This window comes from Methyloligella solikamskensis (assembly GCF_042676065.1).
Taxonomy (GTDB): Bacteria; Pseudomonadota; Alphaproteobacteria; order Rhizobiales; family Methyloligellaceae; genus Methyloligella; species Methyloligella solikamskensis.
The window spans coordinates 2,685,656-2,699,984 of the sequence record NZ_JBHTJO010000001.1 but is presented as its reverse complement, the minus strand read 5'-3'; the positions used below and the strand labels follow the sequence as shown (position 1 = coordinate 2,699,984).

10 protein-coding genes, 2 tRNA genes and 1 riboswitch are annotated in these 14,329 nt (G+C 62.6%); of the genes, 9 read left to right on the top strand and 3 right to left on the bottom strand.

The window, feature by feature from the left end:
• Positions 1–84: 84 nt before the first annotated feature.
• The 3 genes from ACFQ2F_RS12880 to ACFQ2F_RS12870 all read right to left on the bottom strand — a co-directional run bounded on the left by ACFQ2F_RS12880 (position 85) and on the right by ACFQ2F_RS12870 (position 2,533).
• Positions 85–471 (bottom strand): DUF302 domain-containing protein, encoded by a 387-nt coding sequence (locus ACFQ2F_RS12880; protein WP_379090487.1) that lies wholly within the window; start codon positions 469–471, stop codon positions 85–87.
• A 63-nt stretch (positions 472–534) separates the two neighbouring features.
• Positions 535–1,284, bottom strand: coding sequence for a cytochrome b/b6 domain-containing protein (locus ACFQ2F_RS12875; protein ID WP_379090485.1), 750 nt, complete (start codon positions 1,282–1,284; stop codon positions 535–537).
• A gap of 1,175 nt (positions 1,285–2,459) precedes the next feature.
• Positions 2,460–2,533: transfer RNA gene (locus tag ACFQ2F_RS12870), tRNA-Gln, on the bottom strand.
• 238 nt (positions 2,534–2,771) lie between these two features.
• On the opposite strand from ACFQ2F_RS12870, the gene ACFQ2F_RS12865 reads away from it, so the two are divergent.
• The 9 genes from ACFQ2F_RS12865 (at position 2,772) to ACFQ2F_RS12825 (ending at position 14,305) form a co-directional block, all read left to right on the top strand.
• A tRNA-Pro gene (locus tag ACFQ2F_RS12865) sits at positions 2,772–2,848 on the top strand.
• A gap of 206 nt (positions 2,849–3,054) precedes the next feature.
• A riboswitch (guanidine-I (ykkC/yxkD leader) is annotated at positions 3,055–3,163 on the top strand.
• 86 nt (positions 3,164–3,249) lie between these two features.
• On the top strand, positions 3,250–4,335 hold the full coding sequence (locus ACFQ2F_RS12860; RefSeq protein ID WP_379090483.1) for a putative urea ABC transporter substrate-binding protein: 1,086 nt from the start codon (positions 3,250–3,252) through the stop codon (positions 4,333–4,335).
• Between the two features lie 20 nt (positions 4,336–4,355).
• Entirely contained in the window at positions 4,356–5,174 is an 819-nt protein-coding gene (locus tag ACFQ2F_RS12855) for an ABC transporter permease (RefSeq protein WP_379090481.1), read from the top strand.
• A 2-nt stretch (positions 5,175–5,176) separates the two neighbouring features.
• Entirely contained in the window at positions 5,177–5,947 is a 771-nt protein-coding gene (locus ACFQ2F_RS12850; RefSeq protein ID WP_379090478.1) for an ABC transporter ATP-binding protein, read from the top strand.
• A 136-nt stretch (positions 5,948–6,083) separates the two neighbouring features.
• Positions 6,084–6,899, top strand: a complete 816-nt coding sequence (locus tag ACFQ2F_RS12845) for an urea amidolyase associated protein UAAP1 (RefSeq protein WP_379090476.1) — start codon at positions 6,084–6,086, stop codon at positions 6,897–6,899.
• An 11-nt stretch (positions 6,900–6,910) separates the two neighbouring features.
• Entirely contained in the window at positions 6,911–7,543 is a 633-nt protein-coding gene (locus ACFQ2F_RS12840; protein WP_379090474.1) for an urea amidolyase associated protein UAAP2, read from the top strand.
• Positions 7,544–7,553: 10 nt separating this feature from the next.
• Positions 7,554–11,156, top strand: a complete 3,603-nt coding sequence (uca, locus tag ACFQ2F_RS12835) for an urea carboxylase (RefSeq protein WP_379090472.1) — start codon at positions 7,554–7,556, stop codon at positions 11,154–11,156.
• Positions 11,153–12,955, top strand: coding sequence for an allophanate hydrolase (atzF, locus tag ACFQ2F_RS12830; RefSeq protein ID WP_379090470.1), 1,803 nt, complete (start codon positions 11,153–11,155; stop codon positions 12,953–12,955). The genes uca and atzF overlap by 4 nt, the downstream gene beginning before the upstream one ends.
• Before the next feature lie 339 nt (positions 12,956–13,294).
• Complete coding sequence (locus ACFQ2F_RS12825) at positions 13,295–14,305, top strand: ABC transporter substrate-binding protein (RefSeq protein ID WP_379090469.1); 1,011 nt, start codon at positions 13,295–13,297, stop codon at positions 14,303–14,305.
• The last annotated feature ends 24 nt before the right edge of the window (positions 14,306–14,329 follow it).

Genomic DNA, 14,329 nt, shown 5'->3' with positions numbered 1-14,329 from the left:
GAGCCCAGACGTGCTTATCGTGCTGCCGCCTTGCTTTGCATTGAAGTAGGGGTTACCGAAGAAGCTGCGGGTTCCGCTTCTTGCTCAAAGCGCCTCGATCGTCTCCTGTAGCAAGCCGCGCACATTCGTGGCGATCGACCCGAGCTCTGGATTGTCGACGGACTGCATAGAGGCCACTGGGTCGACCGCTGAAACCTCTACAATGCCGTCATCGCGCTGCTGCACGATTACATTGCAGGGGAGCATCGTGCCAATCTTGTCTTCATGTTGAAGCGCCTGATAGGCAAAGTCCGGATTGCACGCCCCGAGGATCGTGTAAGGGCGAAACTCGACGTCGAGCTTCTTTTCTAGCGTGGCCTTGACGTCGATTCTTGTCAGAACACCAAACCCTCTCTCGGCGAGCGATTTGGTTACTGCTTCGATGGCCTCGTCGAATGGCAGGTCGACGTGCTTGCTGAAGTGGTAATTCATTCGAGTCCCCTTGGCTTGAGTCCCCATCTCGGAACCACACACCTCGGACGTAGCAACGGGTTGTTACACCTCGTCAGGTGGCTTCTTAGTGAGGATCTTGCGCCCGGTGAACATTGCCGAAACGATGCTGCCGCCTTCGTGAATTTCGGTGACCACGACAGCGATCAGGTGCAGCGCGACGCCAACTGCGATCAGATAAAAGACAATCTCGTGGGTCTCTACTATAGGACCACGAAGGTCGCGCATTGCCTGGTAGGCCGTCACGTCGATCAGATCCTTCGTGCCTGGCACGAGGGTTCCGGGGTCAACCCCAGGTGCCGCAACCCAATCGGCAACGAGCCCGCCAAAGGGTGGCCAATAGAGATCTGCCCCCGCGAGCACAAGTCCAGTAACCGTCTGAACCAAAAGGAGAAACAACAGCATTGTCACTCCGATGCGCGCAAGAGGATTATGTCCGACATACTGCTCCGGCTCGCCTGTCAAGAAGGAGGCAGCATATGCACGTAAAGCTGCACCGTAGCCTCGTCCGCCGGGCAAAATGGCTTTCCAGCGAGCGTAGCGATTTCCAAAGAATGCCCAGATGAAGCGCCATAGCAAGTTCAGGGCCAGGACATAGCCGAATAGCGCGTGGGTTTCCTTCAAGGTTATTTTGCCCTCTGAAGAGAGGCCCAGCTGTCCGGCGGTGAGGATCACCAATCCGGTTACCAGTAGGCCGAGAACGGCCAGTGCATTGATCCAATGAAACCACCTCGTGGGCGAATCCCAGACAGTGTATCCCCGATACTCGGGCTGGATCGGCGCGTTAACCGGCATTTGGTTCCCTCGATTTGCTGGGGCACGCCGGAGTAGCATAGGCCCGCACCTAGCTTGGATCAATCAGCGTGCGCCATTGATGTGTTGCCGAGCAAAGCATTCAGGCTCTGATCCACCTGCAAATCGGGAGAATCCTGTGCCCCGCGAAACTGCGACCCATTCCAGAAGTAATCGTGAAGCCTGCCACACTGACAGTCTGTCCAACGGGGACCCAGCGGGCCGGAGCCGACGTCCTTCGCGAGACGCGCCCGCCCTGAGTCGACAGCTCCTGGCTTTCGAATGACGGGGACGAACCCTGACCAGCGACGACGTCTAGCCGCGCGGCGCCATGCTCCACTTTCGGGGCTTTGGAGCCACGATAGACGAGCCACAAGATCACACCGCCGATGACGAGCAACCAGAACAACTGACACCCCTCCCGAGCGGCTAATGTATACGTAAGATTGCAGTCAGGAAATATGCGCGGGTGACGTGGTTACCATGATCATGCGCGGCGGACGCGTCAGCAAACTGGGCCACTGAAAGAAGCCACTAGACGTCCCTGCAATCGGCGGGGGTACTCGTCTCCGGCTCTCGCGAGGCAAGACCAGCGCCACGTAGCAGCGCAATTTCGCACGTCTGCGGGGCGGTTTAGGTAGTGCTTGTAGGGAGCAGGAAAAGCCACGACTGAGTGGCTCGGAGCATCAGCTTCGAACCCGAAGAAACCCGGCTCTAGCGAATTCCACAGCATCTCGGATGCGCAAACCGTGACCTCGGGAGTCGCGCGCGAAGAAAACTCCCCTGAATTTCGGCCGGCCGCTGATGCGGCGCTTTCTCATGTCACGGAGTGGGTCTGCGGGCTGCCAGTAAGTGGCGGAACGACGCCCTTTTCGACGGTCAGTCGGCCCAGCGGTTCGGAGAATAGGAGACAGCCAGACTGGGTGGCTGAGAGCATCAGATTCGAACCTAAGGACACGTTTGATGCTCTAGCGATCTGCACAGCATCTCGCATGCGCAAACCGTGACCTCGAAACTCGCCGGTAGAGAAAAGTCGTTCGATATTTGGCTGTTTGCCGGCTGAGAGCTTTCTCTTGTCACGGAGTGCGCCCGCCTACTGGTAAGAAGTGGCGGAACGGCCGGCCTTTCGGCGCCTAGTTAGGGCCGCGACGCGGAGAATGGGAGACAGCCTGACTGGGTGGCTGGGGCGCCAGGATTCGAACCTGGGATCACGAGACCAAAACCCGTTGCCTTACCACTTGGCCACGCCCCAACAATTTTTCGAAGGCGGTTCCGCCTTGCGCCGGCGGCAGAGCCGGCGGGCGACGGTGCGCGCTATGTGAGCATCGCCCGGCGCCTTGCGAAGGCCGGACCATACAGTCTGCGAGAAGCGCCCGCAACGGGGTGAAAACGCTTTCGCACGACCGTCTTACGCCCCCTTTTACGCTTCTGTTCACAGCGCCTTGCAGGGCCACAGGCAACCGTCTATATACGGACGCTTCTCACGGATACGGAGTGTAGCGCAGCCTGGTAGCGCACCTCGTTCGGGACGAGGGGGTCGCAGGTTCAAATCCTGCCACTCCGACCATTGAGATTTCCCGCGCAGATCGATTTGCAATGCCCATGCAGGCCTGGCCGAGGCTATGGCGCGAGCACGCAGCGCCCCAATTAGCCACTGCCGAATAAAACAGAATGCTGCACATATTTTGTGCATCGCTCTGGCGGCATATCTCGAATCCGCACGAAATTCCTTGAAAACTGAGGATCTGCCATCTGGCATCGGTCTTGCTGCACTGTAACGGCAGCTAGGGTTCCGGATGCGCTTCGCGGTGCATCGTCTGGTCCGAGAGCAGCAGCCCGATGGCGCAGATCGGGTACACGGCGGGACAAAAGCCCGGGAGGCCTCTGGATGCGGATAGCATCAGAACGCTTCTCGTTCCCCCGGAGGCCTCCGAACAAAAAGTTTTTTGGAAGCAGTCGGAGGTTGTCATGCAATTCCGGAATATCACGAAATTCTTTGGCGGCGTCGCTCTCGGCGCGGCTCTCATTCTCGGCACGCTCGCACCCAGCGGGGCACAGGCTCAGGAGAAGGACTCCTTCAAGATGGCCTGGTCGATCTATGTCGGCTGGATGCCCTGGGGCTATGCGGCCGATAACGGCATCATCAAGAAGTGGGCCGACAAGTACGACATCACCATCGAGGTGACCCAGTTCAACGACTATATCGAGTCGATCAACCAATACACGGCCGGCGCTTACGACGCGGTGACGCTGACCAATATGGACCTGCTCGCCATCCCGGCGGTGGGCGGTGTCGATACATCCGTCCTCATCATGGGCGACTATTCCGACGGCAACGACACCATCATCCTGAAGGACAAGGACAAGCTGGAGGATATCAAGGGCCAGAACGTCAATCTGGTGGAGCTTTCGGTCTCCCATTACCTGCTGGCCCGCGCGCTTGAGACCGTCGACATGTCCGAACGCGACGTGACCGTGGTGAACACCTCCGACGCCGACATGATCTCGGCATGGAAGACCCCAGATATCAGCGCGGTCGTCACCTGGAACCCGATGTCGGGTCAGATCCTCGAAGAAGAGAACGCACACAACGTGTTCGATTCCTCCCAGATCCCCGGTGAGATCATGGACATGCTCGCCATCAACACGAAGGTGCTGGAAGACAATCCCAAGTTCGCCAAAGCGCTCGTCGGTGCGTGGTACGAGACCATGGAGCTCATGAGCTCGGACACGGATGAAGGGAAAGCCGCGCGCGAAGCCATGGCCAAGGCCTCCGGCACCGATCTTGAGGGCTACGAGTCTCAGCTCAAGACCACCAAGATGTTCTACGACCCGGCGGAAGGCGTCGAGTTCACCAAGAGCGCCGACGCGAAGGAGATCATGGACAATGTCCGCTCCTTCCTGTTCGACCACGGGCTGCTGGGCGAGGGCGCACCGAGCCCCGACGTCGTCGGCATCGAATTTCCGGATGGCAGCATTCTCGGCGACGAGAACAATGTGAAGTTCCGGTTCAACACCGACTACATGCAGATGGCCGCCGACGGGAAGCTCTAAGCGCTTAGCGGCTTTATCCAATGCGTCGACTGATCAACACGAAGGTGGAGCGGGGTCCGGCCCTGGTCCTGGCCCTGCTCCCCTTCGCTCTCGTCATCATCCTCTACGCCATGGGTTCGGCGGAGCGGCTTGCGGAGAATCCGAACGACAAGCTGCTGCCGGGCTGGACGGCCATGCTGGATGCCATCGATCGTATGGCGTTCGAGCCGGACAAGCGCACAGGGGACTATCTCCTGTGGACCGATACCTATGCCAGCCTCGTTCGGCTGTTCGCAGGTGTCGCGAGCGCCACGATCGTCAGCCTTATCCTGGGCATCTGCATCGGCATCCTGCCGGTCGTGCGGGCCACGCTTGCGCCGTTCGTCGCGACCATCGCGATGATCCCGCCGCTCGCTGTGCTGCCGATTCTGTTCATCGTCTTCGGTCTCGGCGAGACGGCGAAGATCGTCCTGATCGCCATCGGCGTCGCCCCGTTCATGACGCGAGATATCGCGCTCCGGGTGGCCGAGCTGCCGAAGGAGGAAATCATCAAGGCCCAGACTTTGGGCGCCAACACTTGGCAGATCATCTTCAGGGTCGTGCTGCCGCAGATCTGGCCGCGGCTGATCGACAGCGTGCGCCTGAGTCTGGGGGCGGCCTGGCTGTTCCTGATCTCCGCCGAAGCCATCGCCTCTCAGAGCGGGCTCGGCTATCGCATCTTTCTGTTGCGCCGGTTCCTGGCGATGGATGTGATCCTGCCCTACGTGGCGTGGATCACGCTTCTCGCCGTCATCATCGACGCAACGCTTCGCCTGATGCAGGGCCGTCTCTTCCCCTGGTTCCAGGGAGGGCGAGGCTAGCCATGAGCATCATTTCAATCCGAGACGTCTGGAAGGAATATCAGGGGCAGGTGGTGCTGGAGCGCATCAACCTGGAGATCGAGCCCGGCTCCTTCAACCTCATCGTCGGCGCCTCGGGCTGCGGCAAGTCCACCCTCCTGCGCATGCTTCTGGGCCAGGAGCAACCGAGCCGCGGCGAGATCCTGCTCGACGGCAAGGTTCTGCCGCCCGAGCCGGGCCCCGACCGGGGCGTGGTCTTCCAGCGCTACTCGGTCTTTCCTCATCTCACCGTGCGGGAGAATGTTGCGCTCGGCCTGGAGTTCATTCAGTCGCCGATCGTCGGGAAGCTGTTCGGCGGCGCGCGCCGCCGCGCCATCGAAAAGGCGGAGCAGTATATCGAGCTGGTGGGGCTGGACGGCTCGGAGGACAAGTATCCTTCGGCGCTTTCCGGCGGGATGCAGCAGCGCCTCGCCATTGCGCAAGCGCTGATCACAAAGCCGAAGGTCCTGCTTCTGGACGAGCCCTTCGGCGCCCTCGATCCCGGCATCCGCGGAGACATGCACGATCTGATCATCCGCATCTGGGAGGAGAGCAAGACGACCATCTTCATGGTCAGCCACGATCTCTCGGAAGCCTTCTATCTCGGCACCCGTCTGGTGACCCTGGACCGCCGGCGCAACCGCCCCGAAGAGCAGGGGCTCTACGGCGCATCCATCACCCACGACATTGCGATCACACGCCGCCGCGAGAACCGTCATCGCGGCATCGAGCTTGCCGAAGGGGACGTGCTGTGAGCCTCGCCCCCTTTTCTTCACCGCCCCGTCAGGGTATAGATTACGCCTTGGCTCGGCCGGGACGACCCGGTCTGCGTAAATGGCGCAAGAGCCCTGTCGGGACGACCCGCAATTCCAAACGCGGAGGAGCCCGACCATGACCGATCAATCCCCCGATAACGCTTCGACCTATGACGCCTTGCGCGCCAAGGGCCGTGCTGCGCCCGCGCGCCGGCGGACCCTGGATGATGCGGAGCTCGCAACGCCTAAGACGCTGAACGACGATCAGATCGTCTATTCGGAGACTCTGGAAGGCGGCGGGCAAACCTCCTTCGTGGTCCGCAAAGGGCAGGTGCTGCGCCTGATCAATCCGGAAGGGCGCGGCAGCCTCTCCATGGTGGCGGTGAATTTCGACCTGCCGGAGGAGCGGCTCAACACGCCCGATACGGCGAAGGTCCAGTGGAATGCCTTCCTCGGCAAATCCATGCTGATCCTGTCCGACATGGGCCGGGCGCTGTTCTCCATCATCGAGGACACCAACGGTCATCACGACCTGATCCTGGGCGGCTCGGCGCCGAAGCCAACGGCCGCGAAGTATGGCGGTGAACCGTTTCTGCGGAACTCGCGCGACAATTTCGAGCTGGCGCTGGCCAAGTTCGGTCTGGGCCGGGAAAGCATCGTGCCCTCCATCGCCTTCTTCGCCGGCGTCGATGTGGCGGAGGACGGGTCCTTGAGCTTCGTCGAAGGCTCCGGCCGGCCGGGCGACTTCATCGATCTCCGGGCGGAGATGAACGTGCTGGTGGCGCTGTCCAACTGCCCCCACCCGCTCAACCCCGACAGCGAGTTCAACCCGCCGCCCATGAGCTTGAGTGTGTGGCAGCAGGATGGGGATCTCCCCCTCGACAACGAGACCGTGGAAGCGGAGCGCGCCTTCGACAATACGCGCAGCTTCATGGCGCAGCTCGGACGGTAAGGAGGCGACAGATGACTGAAGCAATGCCCCGCGATCCATCGACGGCCAAATACGACGTTACCCATCCTGAGCGCATGCCCTGGTGGCACATCGTCAAGAAGGGCGAGGTGCTGCGCATTGTCGATCTGGGCGGCTGCCAGGCTGTCGATACGCTGATCTACGACGCCTACGACCACGAGGATCGCTACGACCATCAGCAGACGATCCTCGCCCAGAAGAACATCTTCATCACCACCGGCACGAAGCTCTATTCGACTGAGGGCGAGCCTCTGATGACGGTGATCGAGGACACCGTCGGCAATCACGACACGCTTGGTGGTGCCTGCAGCGCGGAGAGCAACACCGTGCGCTTCGGCCACGACAAGAAGCACATGCACAATTGCCGCGACAACTTCCTCCACGCGGCAGCCGAGAACGGTATGCACAAGGCCGACATCACCTGCAACATCAACCTGTTCATGAACGTGCCGGTGGAGCCCAACGGCCATCTGGCCATCGTGGACGGGGTCTCCGATCCGGGAAGTCATATTGACCTGAAGGCGGAGCGGGATGTGCTGGTGATGATCTCCAACTGCCCGCAGGTGAACAATCCCTGCAACGGCTACAACCCCACGCCCATCCGGCTCATCGTCTGGGACGAGTAGGGCGGTAGCCGTGTTCAAGAAGGTCCTCATCGCCAACCGCGGCGAGATCGCCTGCCGTATCGTCCGCACTCTACGGCGGATGGGCATCGCATCCGTCGCGGTCTATTCCGAAGCCGATGCCCATGCGCTCCACACCCGCATGGCGGACGAGGCTATCTGCGTCGGCCCGCCGGCCGCATCGGAGAGCTATCTCGACGTCGAGAAGGTACTTGCCGCTTGCCGCGAAACCGGCGCCGATGCGGTGCATCCGGGATACGGCTTCCTGAGCGAGAATGCCGGCTTTGCCGAGGCGCTGGCCAAGGAGGGCATTACCTTCATCGGCCCGTCGCCCGATACGCTCCGGCGCTTCGGCCTGAAGCACGAGGCGCGGGCCATCGCAGCCGAGGCGAACGTGCCGCTCGTGCCGGGCAGCGATCTTCTCAAGTCGCCTGAAGAGGCCAAAGAAGCGGCGAACGAGATCGGCTATCCCATCATGCTCAAGAGCACGGCGGGCGGCGGCGGCATTGGCATGATGCTCTGCAATAGCGATGAGGAGCTGACAAAGAACCTGGAAGCCGTGCGCCGCGTCGGCGCAAACAACTTCGGCGATGCGGACGTCTTCCTGGAGAAGTACATCGCCTCGGCCCGCCATATCGAGGTGCAGATCTTCGGCGATGGAAAGGGCAATGTGATTACGCTCGGCGAGCGCGACTGCTCGCTCCAGCGGCGCAATCAGAAGGTGGTCGAGGAGACGCCGGCGCCCAACCTCTCCGACGCGGTGCGCCAGAGCCTCTATGCGGCCGCCAAGCAGCTCGGCGAGACCGTGAGCTATGCGTCCGCCGGAACGGTGGAATTCATCTACGACGCGAAGACGGAAGAGTTCTACTTCCTGGAGGTGAACACGCGGCTCCAGGTAGAGCATCCGGTGACAGAGCTCGTCACAGGCCTCGACCTCGTCGAGATGATGATCCAACAGGCCGCGGGCGAGCTGCCGCCGCTTGAGACCCTGGAGCGCACGCCGGAAGGCGCGGCCATCGAGGTGCGCGTCTATGCCGAGGATCCTGGCAAGGATTTCCAGCCGAGCGCCGGCGAGATCAGCGAGGCGATCTTCCCCGAGACGATCCGGGTGGATGGCTGGATCGAGCCGGGCACGGATGTTCCGGCCTTCTACGATCCCATGCTCGCCAAGCTGATCGCTTATGGCGAGACCCGAGAGGAAGCTCTCAAGACCCTCCAAGCGGCGCTGGAAGAAACCCGCATCGGCGGCATCCAGACCAACCTGGATTACCTGCGCGGTATCCTCGCCGATCCCAACTTCGATGCGGGCGAGGTGACGACCAAATATCTGGCCGACTTCACCCTGCAATCGCCGCGCATCGACGTCACCGCGCCGGGCGCTCAGACCACCGTGCAGGATTACCCGGGCCGCTTGCGCTACTGGCATATCGGCGTCCCGCCCAGCGGGCCCATGGACGATTTCTCCCATCGGCTGCTCAACCGCGCACTGGGGAATGCCTCGGATGCCGCAACCCTCGAGATCACGGTCAACGGGCCGACCTTGCGCTTCGGCACCGATACGGTGATCGCGTTCGGCGGCGCCGCGATCCCTGCCACCCTCGACGATGAGGACATCGCGCCCTGGCAGCCGGTCGAAGTGAAAGCCGGCCAGACGCTCTCTTTCGGGACCATCACGGATGCCGGACAACGGGCCTATCTCGCCGTGCGCGGCGGCATTGATGTGCCGCCCTATCTCGGCAGCAAATCGACCTTCCGCCTGGGTCAGTTCGGCGGTCACTCGGGCCGCGTCCTGCGCGCCGGCGATGTGCTGCACATTGGTGACGATGTCTCGGGCGAGGAGCCGACTCCCGTTCCCTCAGACCTCCAGCCAGACGTTGTCAATTCCTGGGAGATCGGCGTTCTCTACGGCCCCCACGGCGCCCCGGATTTCTTCACCGAAGGCGACATCGAAACCCTGTTCAGCGAGCCCTACGAGGTCCACTTCAATTCCGACCGGACCGGCGTGCGGCTGATCGGGCCGAAGCCCGAATGGGCCCGGGACGACGGCGGCGAGGCGGGGCTGCACCCCTCTAACATCCACGACAACGCCTATGCGGTCGGCGCCATCGATTTCACCGGCGACATGCCGATCATTCTGGGCCCGGACGGGCCGAGCCTCGGCGGGTTCGTCTGCCCCGCCGTGGTGGCCCGCGCCGAGCTCTGGAAGATCGGTCAGCTTCGCGCCGGCGATACGGTCCGATTCTATCCCATCAGCGAGAGCCACGCCGCGGACCTCTTGAAGGCCCAGGAGCGTGCGGTGGAAACCCTCGGCGCGGTCTCTGCCCCGGCCGTGGCTGCCGGCGGCAGCGCTGAACGTGGCGAGCCGGTGCTCCAGCGCATCGAGGATCAGGAGATCCCGGCCGTCTACCGGCGGACCGGCGACGACAACATTCTCATCGAATACGGCCCGCCGGTGCTCGACATCGCCTTGCGCTTCCGGGTCCACGTGCTGATGCAGGCCATCGCCGATGCGAAGCTTCCCGGCATCATCGATCTGACGCCGGGCGTGCGCTCCCTCCAGGTCCATTTCGATCCGCGGGTCATCGCGCTGCCCGACATGCTGAAGGAGCTGACGGCGCTTGAGGCCTCGCTCCCGCCCATCGACGAGATCACTGTGCCGACCCGGATCGTGCACATGCCGCTCTCCTGGGACGACGAGGCGATCCACCGGATCATCGAGCGCTACCAGGAGCTGGTCCGCCCCGACGCGCCGTGGTGCCCGTCCAATATCGAGTTCATCCGGCGCATCAATGGCCTCTCCTCAATCGAGGAGGTGAAGCGCATCGTCTTCGAAGCCTCGTATCTCGTGCTGGGGCTGGGCGACGTCTATCTCGGTGCGCCGCTCGCCACGCCGCTGGATCCCCGGCACCGGCTGGTGACCACGAAATACAATCCGGCTCGCACCTGGACCCTCGACAACGTGGTCGGCATCGGCGGCGCCTATATGTGCATCTACGGCATGGAAGGCCCCGGCGGGTATCAGCTCTTCGGGCGTACCGTGCCGGTGTGGCGAACCTATCGCCAGACGGGCGTGTTCGAGCCCGGCAAACCCTGGCTGCTTCGCTTCTTCGATCAGGTGCGCTTCTTCCCCGTCAGCCATGACGAGCTCATGAAGCGGCGGGAGGACATGCGGGCCGGCAAGGCCGAGCTTCAGATCGAGGACGCCGAGTTCAGCCTGGCGGAGCACAGCCGCTTCCTGGACGAGAATGCCGACAGCATCGCCGCATTCCGGGAGCAGCAGCAGACCGCCTTCGCCGAGGAGCGCGAACGCTGGAAAGCGGCAGGCCTCGATACCCATCAGCCAGAGCCGGAGCTCGCCGCGACACCGGATGTCGAAGAGCCGCTGCCCGAAGGCGCCACCGCCGCCTATAGCCCGATGCCCGGCAATGTCTGGGAGGTGAAGGTGGAGGACGGCTCGGAGGTTAAGGAGGGCGACCTTCTGCTGGTCCTGGAATCCATGAAGATGGAAGTGCCGGTTCATGCCGACCGCGATGGCGTGGTACACGAGGTGCGCGCGAAGAAGGGAAGCCCGGCCGCCCAAGGCGAGGTGCTGGTCGTGCTGATGGATAAAGAGTGATGCCGCCCATTTCGATCACAGCCCTGGCCGCGTCCCACCGCTCCGGCGAGGTCGCGCCTGAAGACACACTCCGCGAAGCCTATGAGGCGATAGACGCGCGCGGCGACGACGGCGTTTGGATTGCGCTCACGCCATTGGATGAGGCCCTGGCGCAACTGAAGGTTCATCTCGCCCGGGCGGAAGCCGGCGAGGACCTGCCGCTGCTGGGCGTCCCCTTCGCGGTGAAGGACAATATCGATGTGTCGGGGCTCCCCACCACGGCGGGCTGCCCGGCCTACTCTTACGAGCCTGAGGGGGATGCATTCTGCGTCGCGCGACTGAAGCAGGCGGGCGCGATCCCCATCGGCAAGACGAATATGGATCAGTTCGCGACCGGGCTTTCCGGCACGCGGACGCCCCATACGATCCCTCATTCGGTCTTTAGCGAAGAGCACATTTCCGGCGGCTCGAGCTCCGGTTCGGCGGTCGCCGTTGCGGCCGGTCTGGTGGCGTTCTCCCTCGGCACCGACACGGCAGGCTCGGGCAGGGTGCCCGCCGCCATGAACAACATCGTCGGTGTGAAGCCTTCCCGCGGCCTGATCTCAGGCAGCGGCGCCGTGCCGGCCTGCCAGAGCATCGACTGCATCAGCGTCTTCGCACGCGACATGAGCGATGCCGATCTCGTCCGGCGCATCGCCCAAGGCTACGACGCGGGCGATCCCTTCAGCCGTCGCATGCAGGAGACCGGGCTCGAGGTGGAGCGGCCGGTCATCGGTGTGCCGTCGGAAGAGAGCCGCCTGTTCCATGGCGACGACGAGGCTGCTGCACTCTACGAGAAGGCGGTCGATGCTCTGACCGGCCTCGGCTGGAAGGTCGTCGAGATCGATTACACGCCCCTCGGCGACATCGCCCAGCTTCTCTATGGCGGCCCCTTCGTGGCGGAGCGCTATGCGGCGGTCGGCGCGTTTTGCGACGATCACGAAGACGACGTGCATCCCGTGGTCGGTAAGATCATCCGTGATGCCAAGAGCTGGAGCGCGGCCGATCTCTTCGATGGGCTCGAGACTCTTTCGGCCGCCCGGCGCGAGATGGCCGAACGCTGGGAGAAGATGGATGCCATCCTGCTGCCCACCGCTCCCATCGCGCCCACAATTGTGGATCTGCTCGACGATCCCGTGGCTCTGACGGCGAAGCTCGGCACCTACACCAATTTCGTGAACCTGCTCGATTGCGCCGCCGTCTCGGTGCCGGCCGGCTTCCGCCCCTCAGGCATGCCCTTCGGCGTGACCCTCGTCGGTCCGGCTTTCAGCGACAGTGATCTGGCCTATCTCGGCGACCGGCTGCATCGCGCGCTTCTTCCCGAGACGGGCGCGGACCGCATGACCCTGCCGCCGGAGACGGCACTGGCGCCCAAGAAGCCTGAGGGCTGGATGGAGATCGCCGTGGTCGGCGCCCATCTGAGGGGCCAGCCCCTCAATCACCAGCTCACCGATCTGAAGGGCCGGTTCCTGCGCCAGACCAAGACCGGGCCCAATTACCGGTTCTATGCGTTGGCGAACACCAAGCCTCCGAAGCCGGGCCTCGCCCGCGATACCGCCTTTGAGGGAGAGGGGATTGAGGTCGAAATCTGGGCCGTGCCGCCGGACGGGTTCGCCAATTTCACCTTCGCGATCCCGGCCCCGCTCGGGATCGGAAAGGTCGCGCTCTCCGACGGGACGGACGTGAGCGGCTTCATCTGCGAGCCATCCGGCCTCGACGGTGCGCGCGAGATCACCGAATACGGCGGCTGGCGCAACTACCTGAAAGCGTCCGACGCGTAAGGCGTCTCTCCGGAGCGCCCGCCCACCCGCCACCTCCCATTTCTCTGGACTGCCCTTCACGTAGGGCAGCGCCTCGGCGCGATTTGGCATGAATTGTCAATTACACAGCGCTACCGGCCTGTACTCTCTCTAACAATGACGGAAACAGGTTCAGCAAAAAAGGGCTGGATCGTCGCCGAAGCTTTGTTCGGTCCAAGTTTTCGTGCGTGAAATGAAGCGCGATTGCAAGTCGTCTTGACGGAAGGTCGGGATGTTTACTGCAGGTTGCGCGAAATAAGAGGGATAGTGTCTGTGCTAGGAAAGAAAAATACCGCAAAAGCGGTTTTGGCGAGCGTTTTCATGAGCGTTGTCGGTGTGGCGTCCGCCCACGCCCAAACCCTGAACATGCTGGCCTGGGAAGGCTATGCCGACGACAGCTTCGTGAAGCCGTTCACGGAAGACACGGGCTGCGAGGTCAGCGCCGTCTATGTCGGCTCCAACGACGAGTTCTTCGCCAAGCTGATGGCCGGCGGCGGTCAGTACGATCTGATCTCGCCCTCCAACGACACCACCATGAAGCTCATCGATGCGGGCCTCGTCGATCCCGTCGACATGAGCAAGGTGCCCAATTCGAAGGACTTCTTCCCGGCCTTCGAGTCGCCCGCCTGGCTGACCAAGGACGATGAGATCTACGGCGTGCCATACGCCTGGGGTGTGATCCGCATCCTTGTCGACGCCGATGCGGTCGATAGCCCGCCGGAGAGTCTCGGCTTCCTCTGGGATCCGAAATTCAAGGGCAAGATCGCCATGTGGGACGATATCGAGACCGTCTACACGGCTGGCCGCTATCTCGGCATCGAAGACATCTACGACATGAACGACGAGGAGCTCGCGAAGGTCAAAGAAGCGCTGCTCGAGCTGAAGCCCAACATCCGCAAATATTGGTTCACCACCTCCGAGATGGGCACCTTGATGCAGGGCAAGGAGGTCGTGGCTGGCAATTCCTGGGAAGAAACCCTGGTGAAGCTCAACGAGGAAGGCCGCGACATCATCGATGTCGAGCCCAAGGAAGGCCGCGGCGGCTGGAGCGATAGCTGGATGATCGCCAAGGGCGCCTCGGACAATGAGTGTGTCTACAAATGGCTGGACTACGTGTCCTCGCCGGAGGCTCAGGCCCTCGGCCACAAGGTCACCGGCTTCGGCTATGCCAACACGAAACTGATCGATGAGCTGACGCCGGAGGAGACGGACTCCTTCGAAGCGCTGGGCATGAGCGATCCGGAAACCCTGAAGACCGTGAGCTGGTGGCAGCCGGTCAAGCAGCGGGCGAAGTACCTGGAGATCTGGAACCAGGTCAAAGCGGCCCAATAGGTTTCTCTAGGGTCGAAGGCGAGG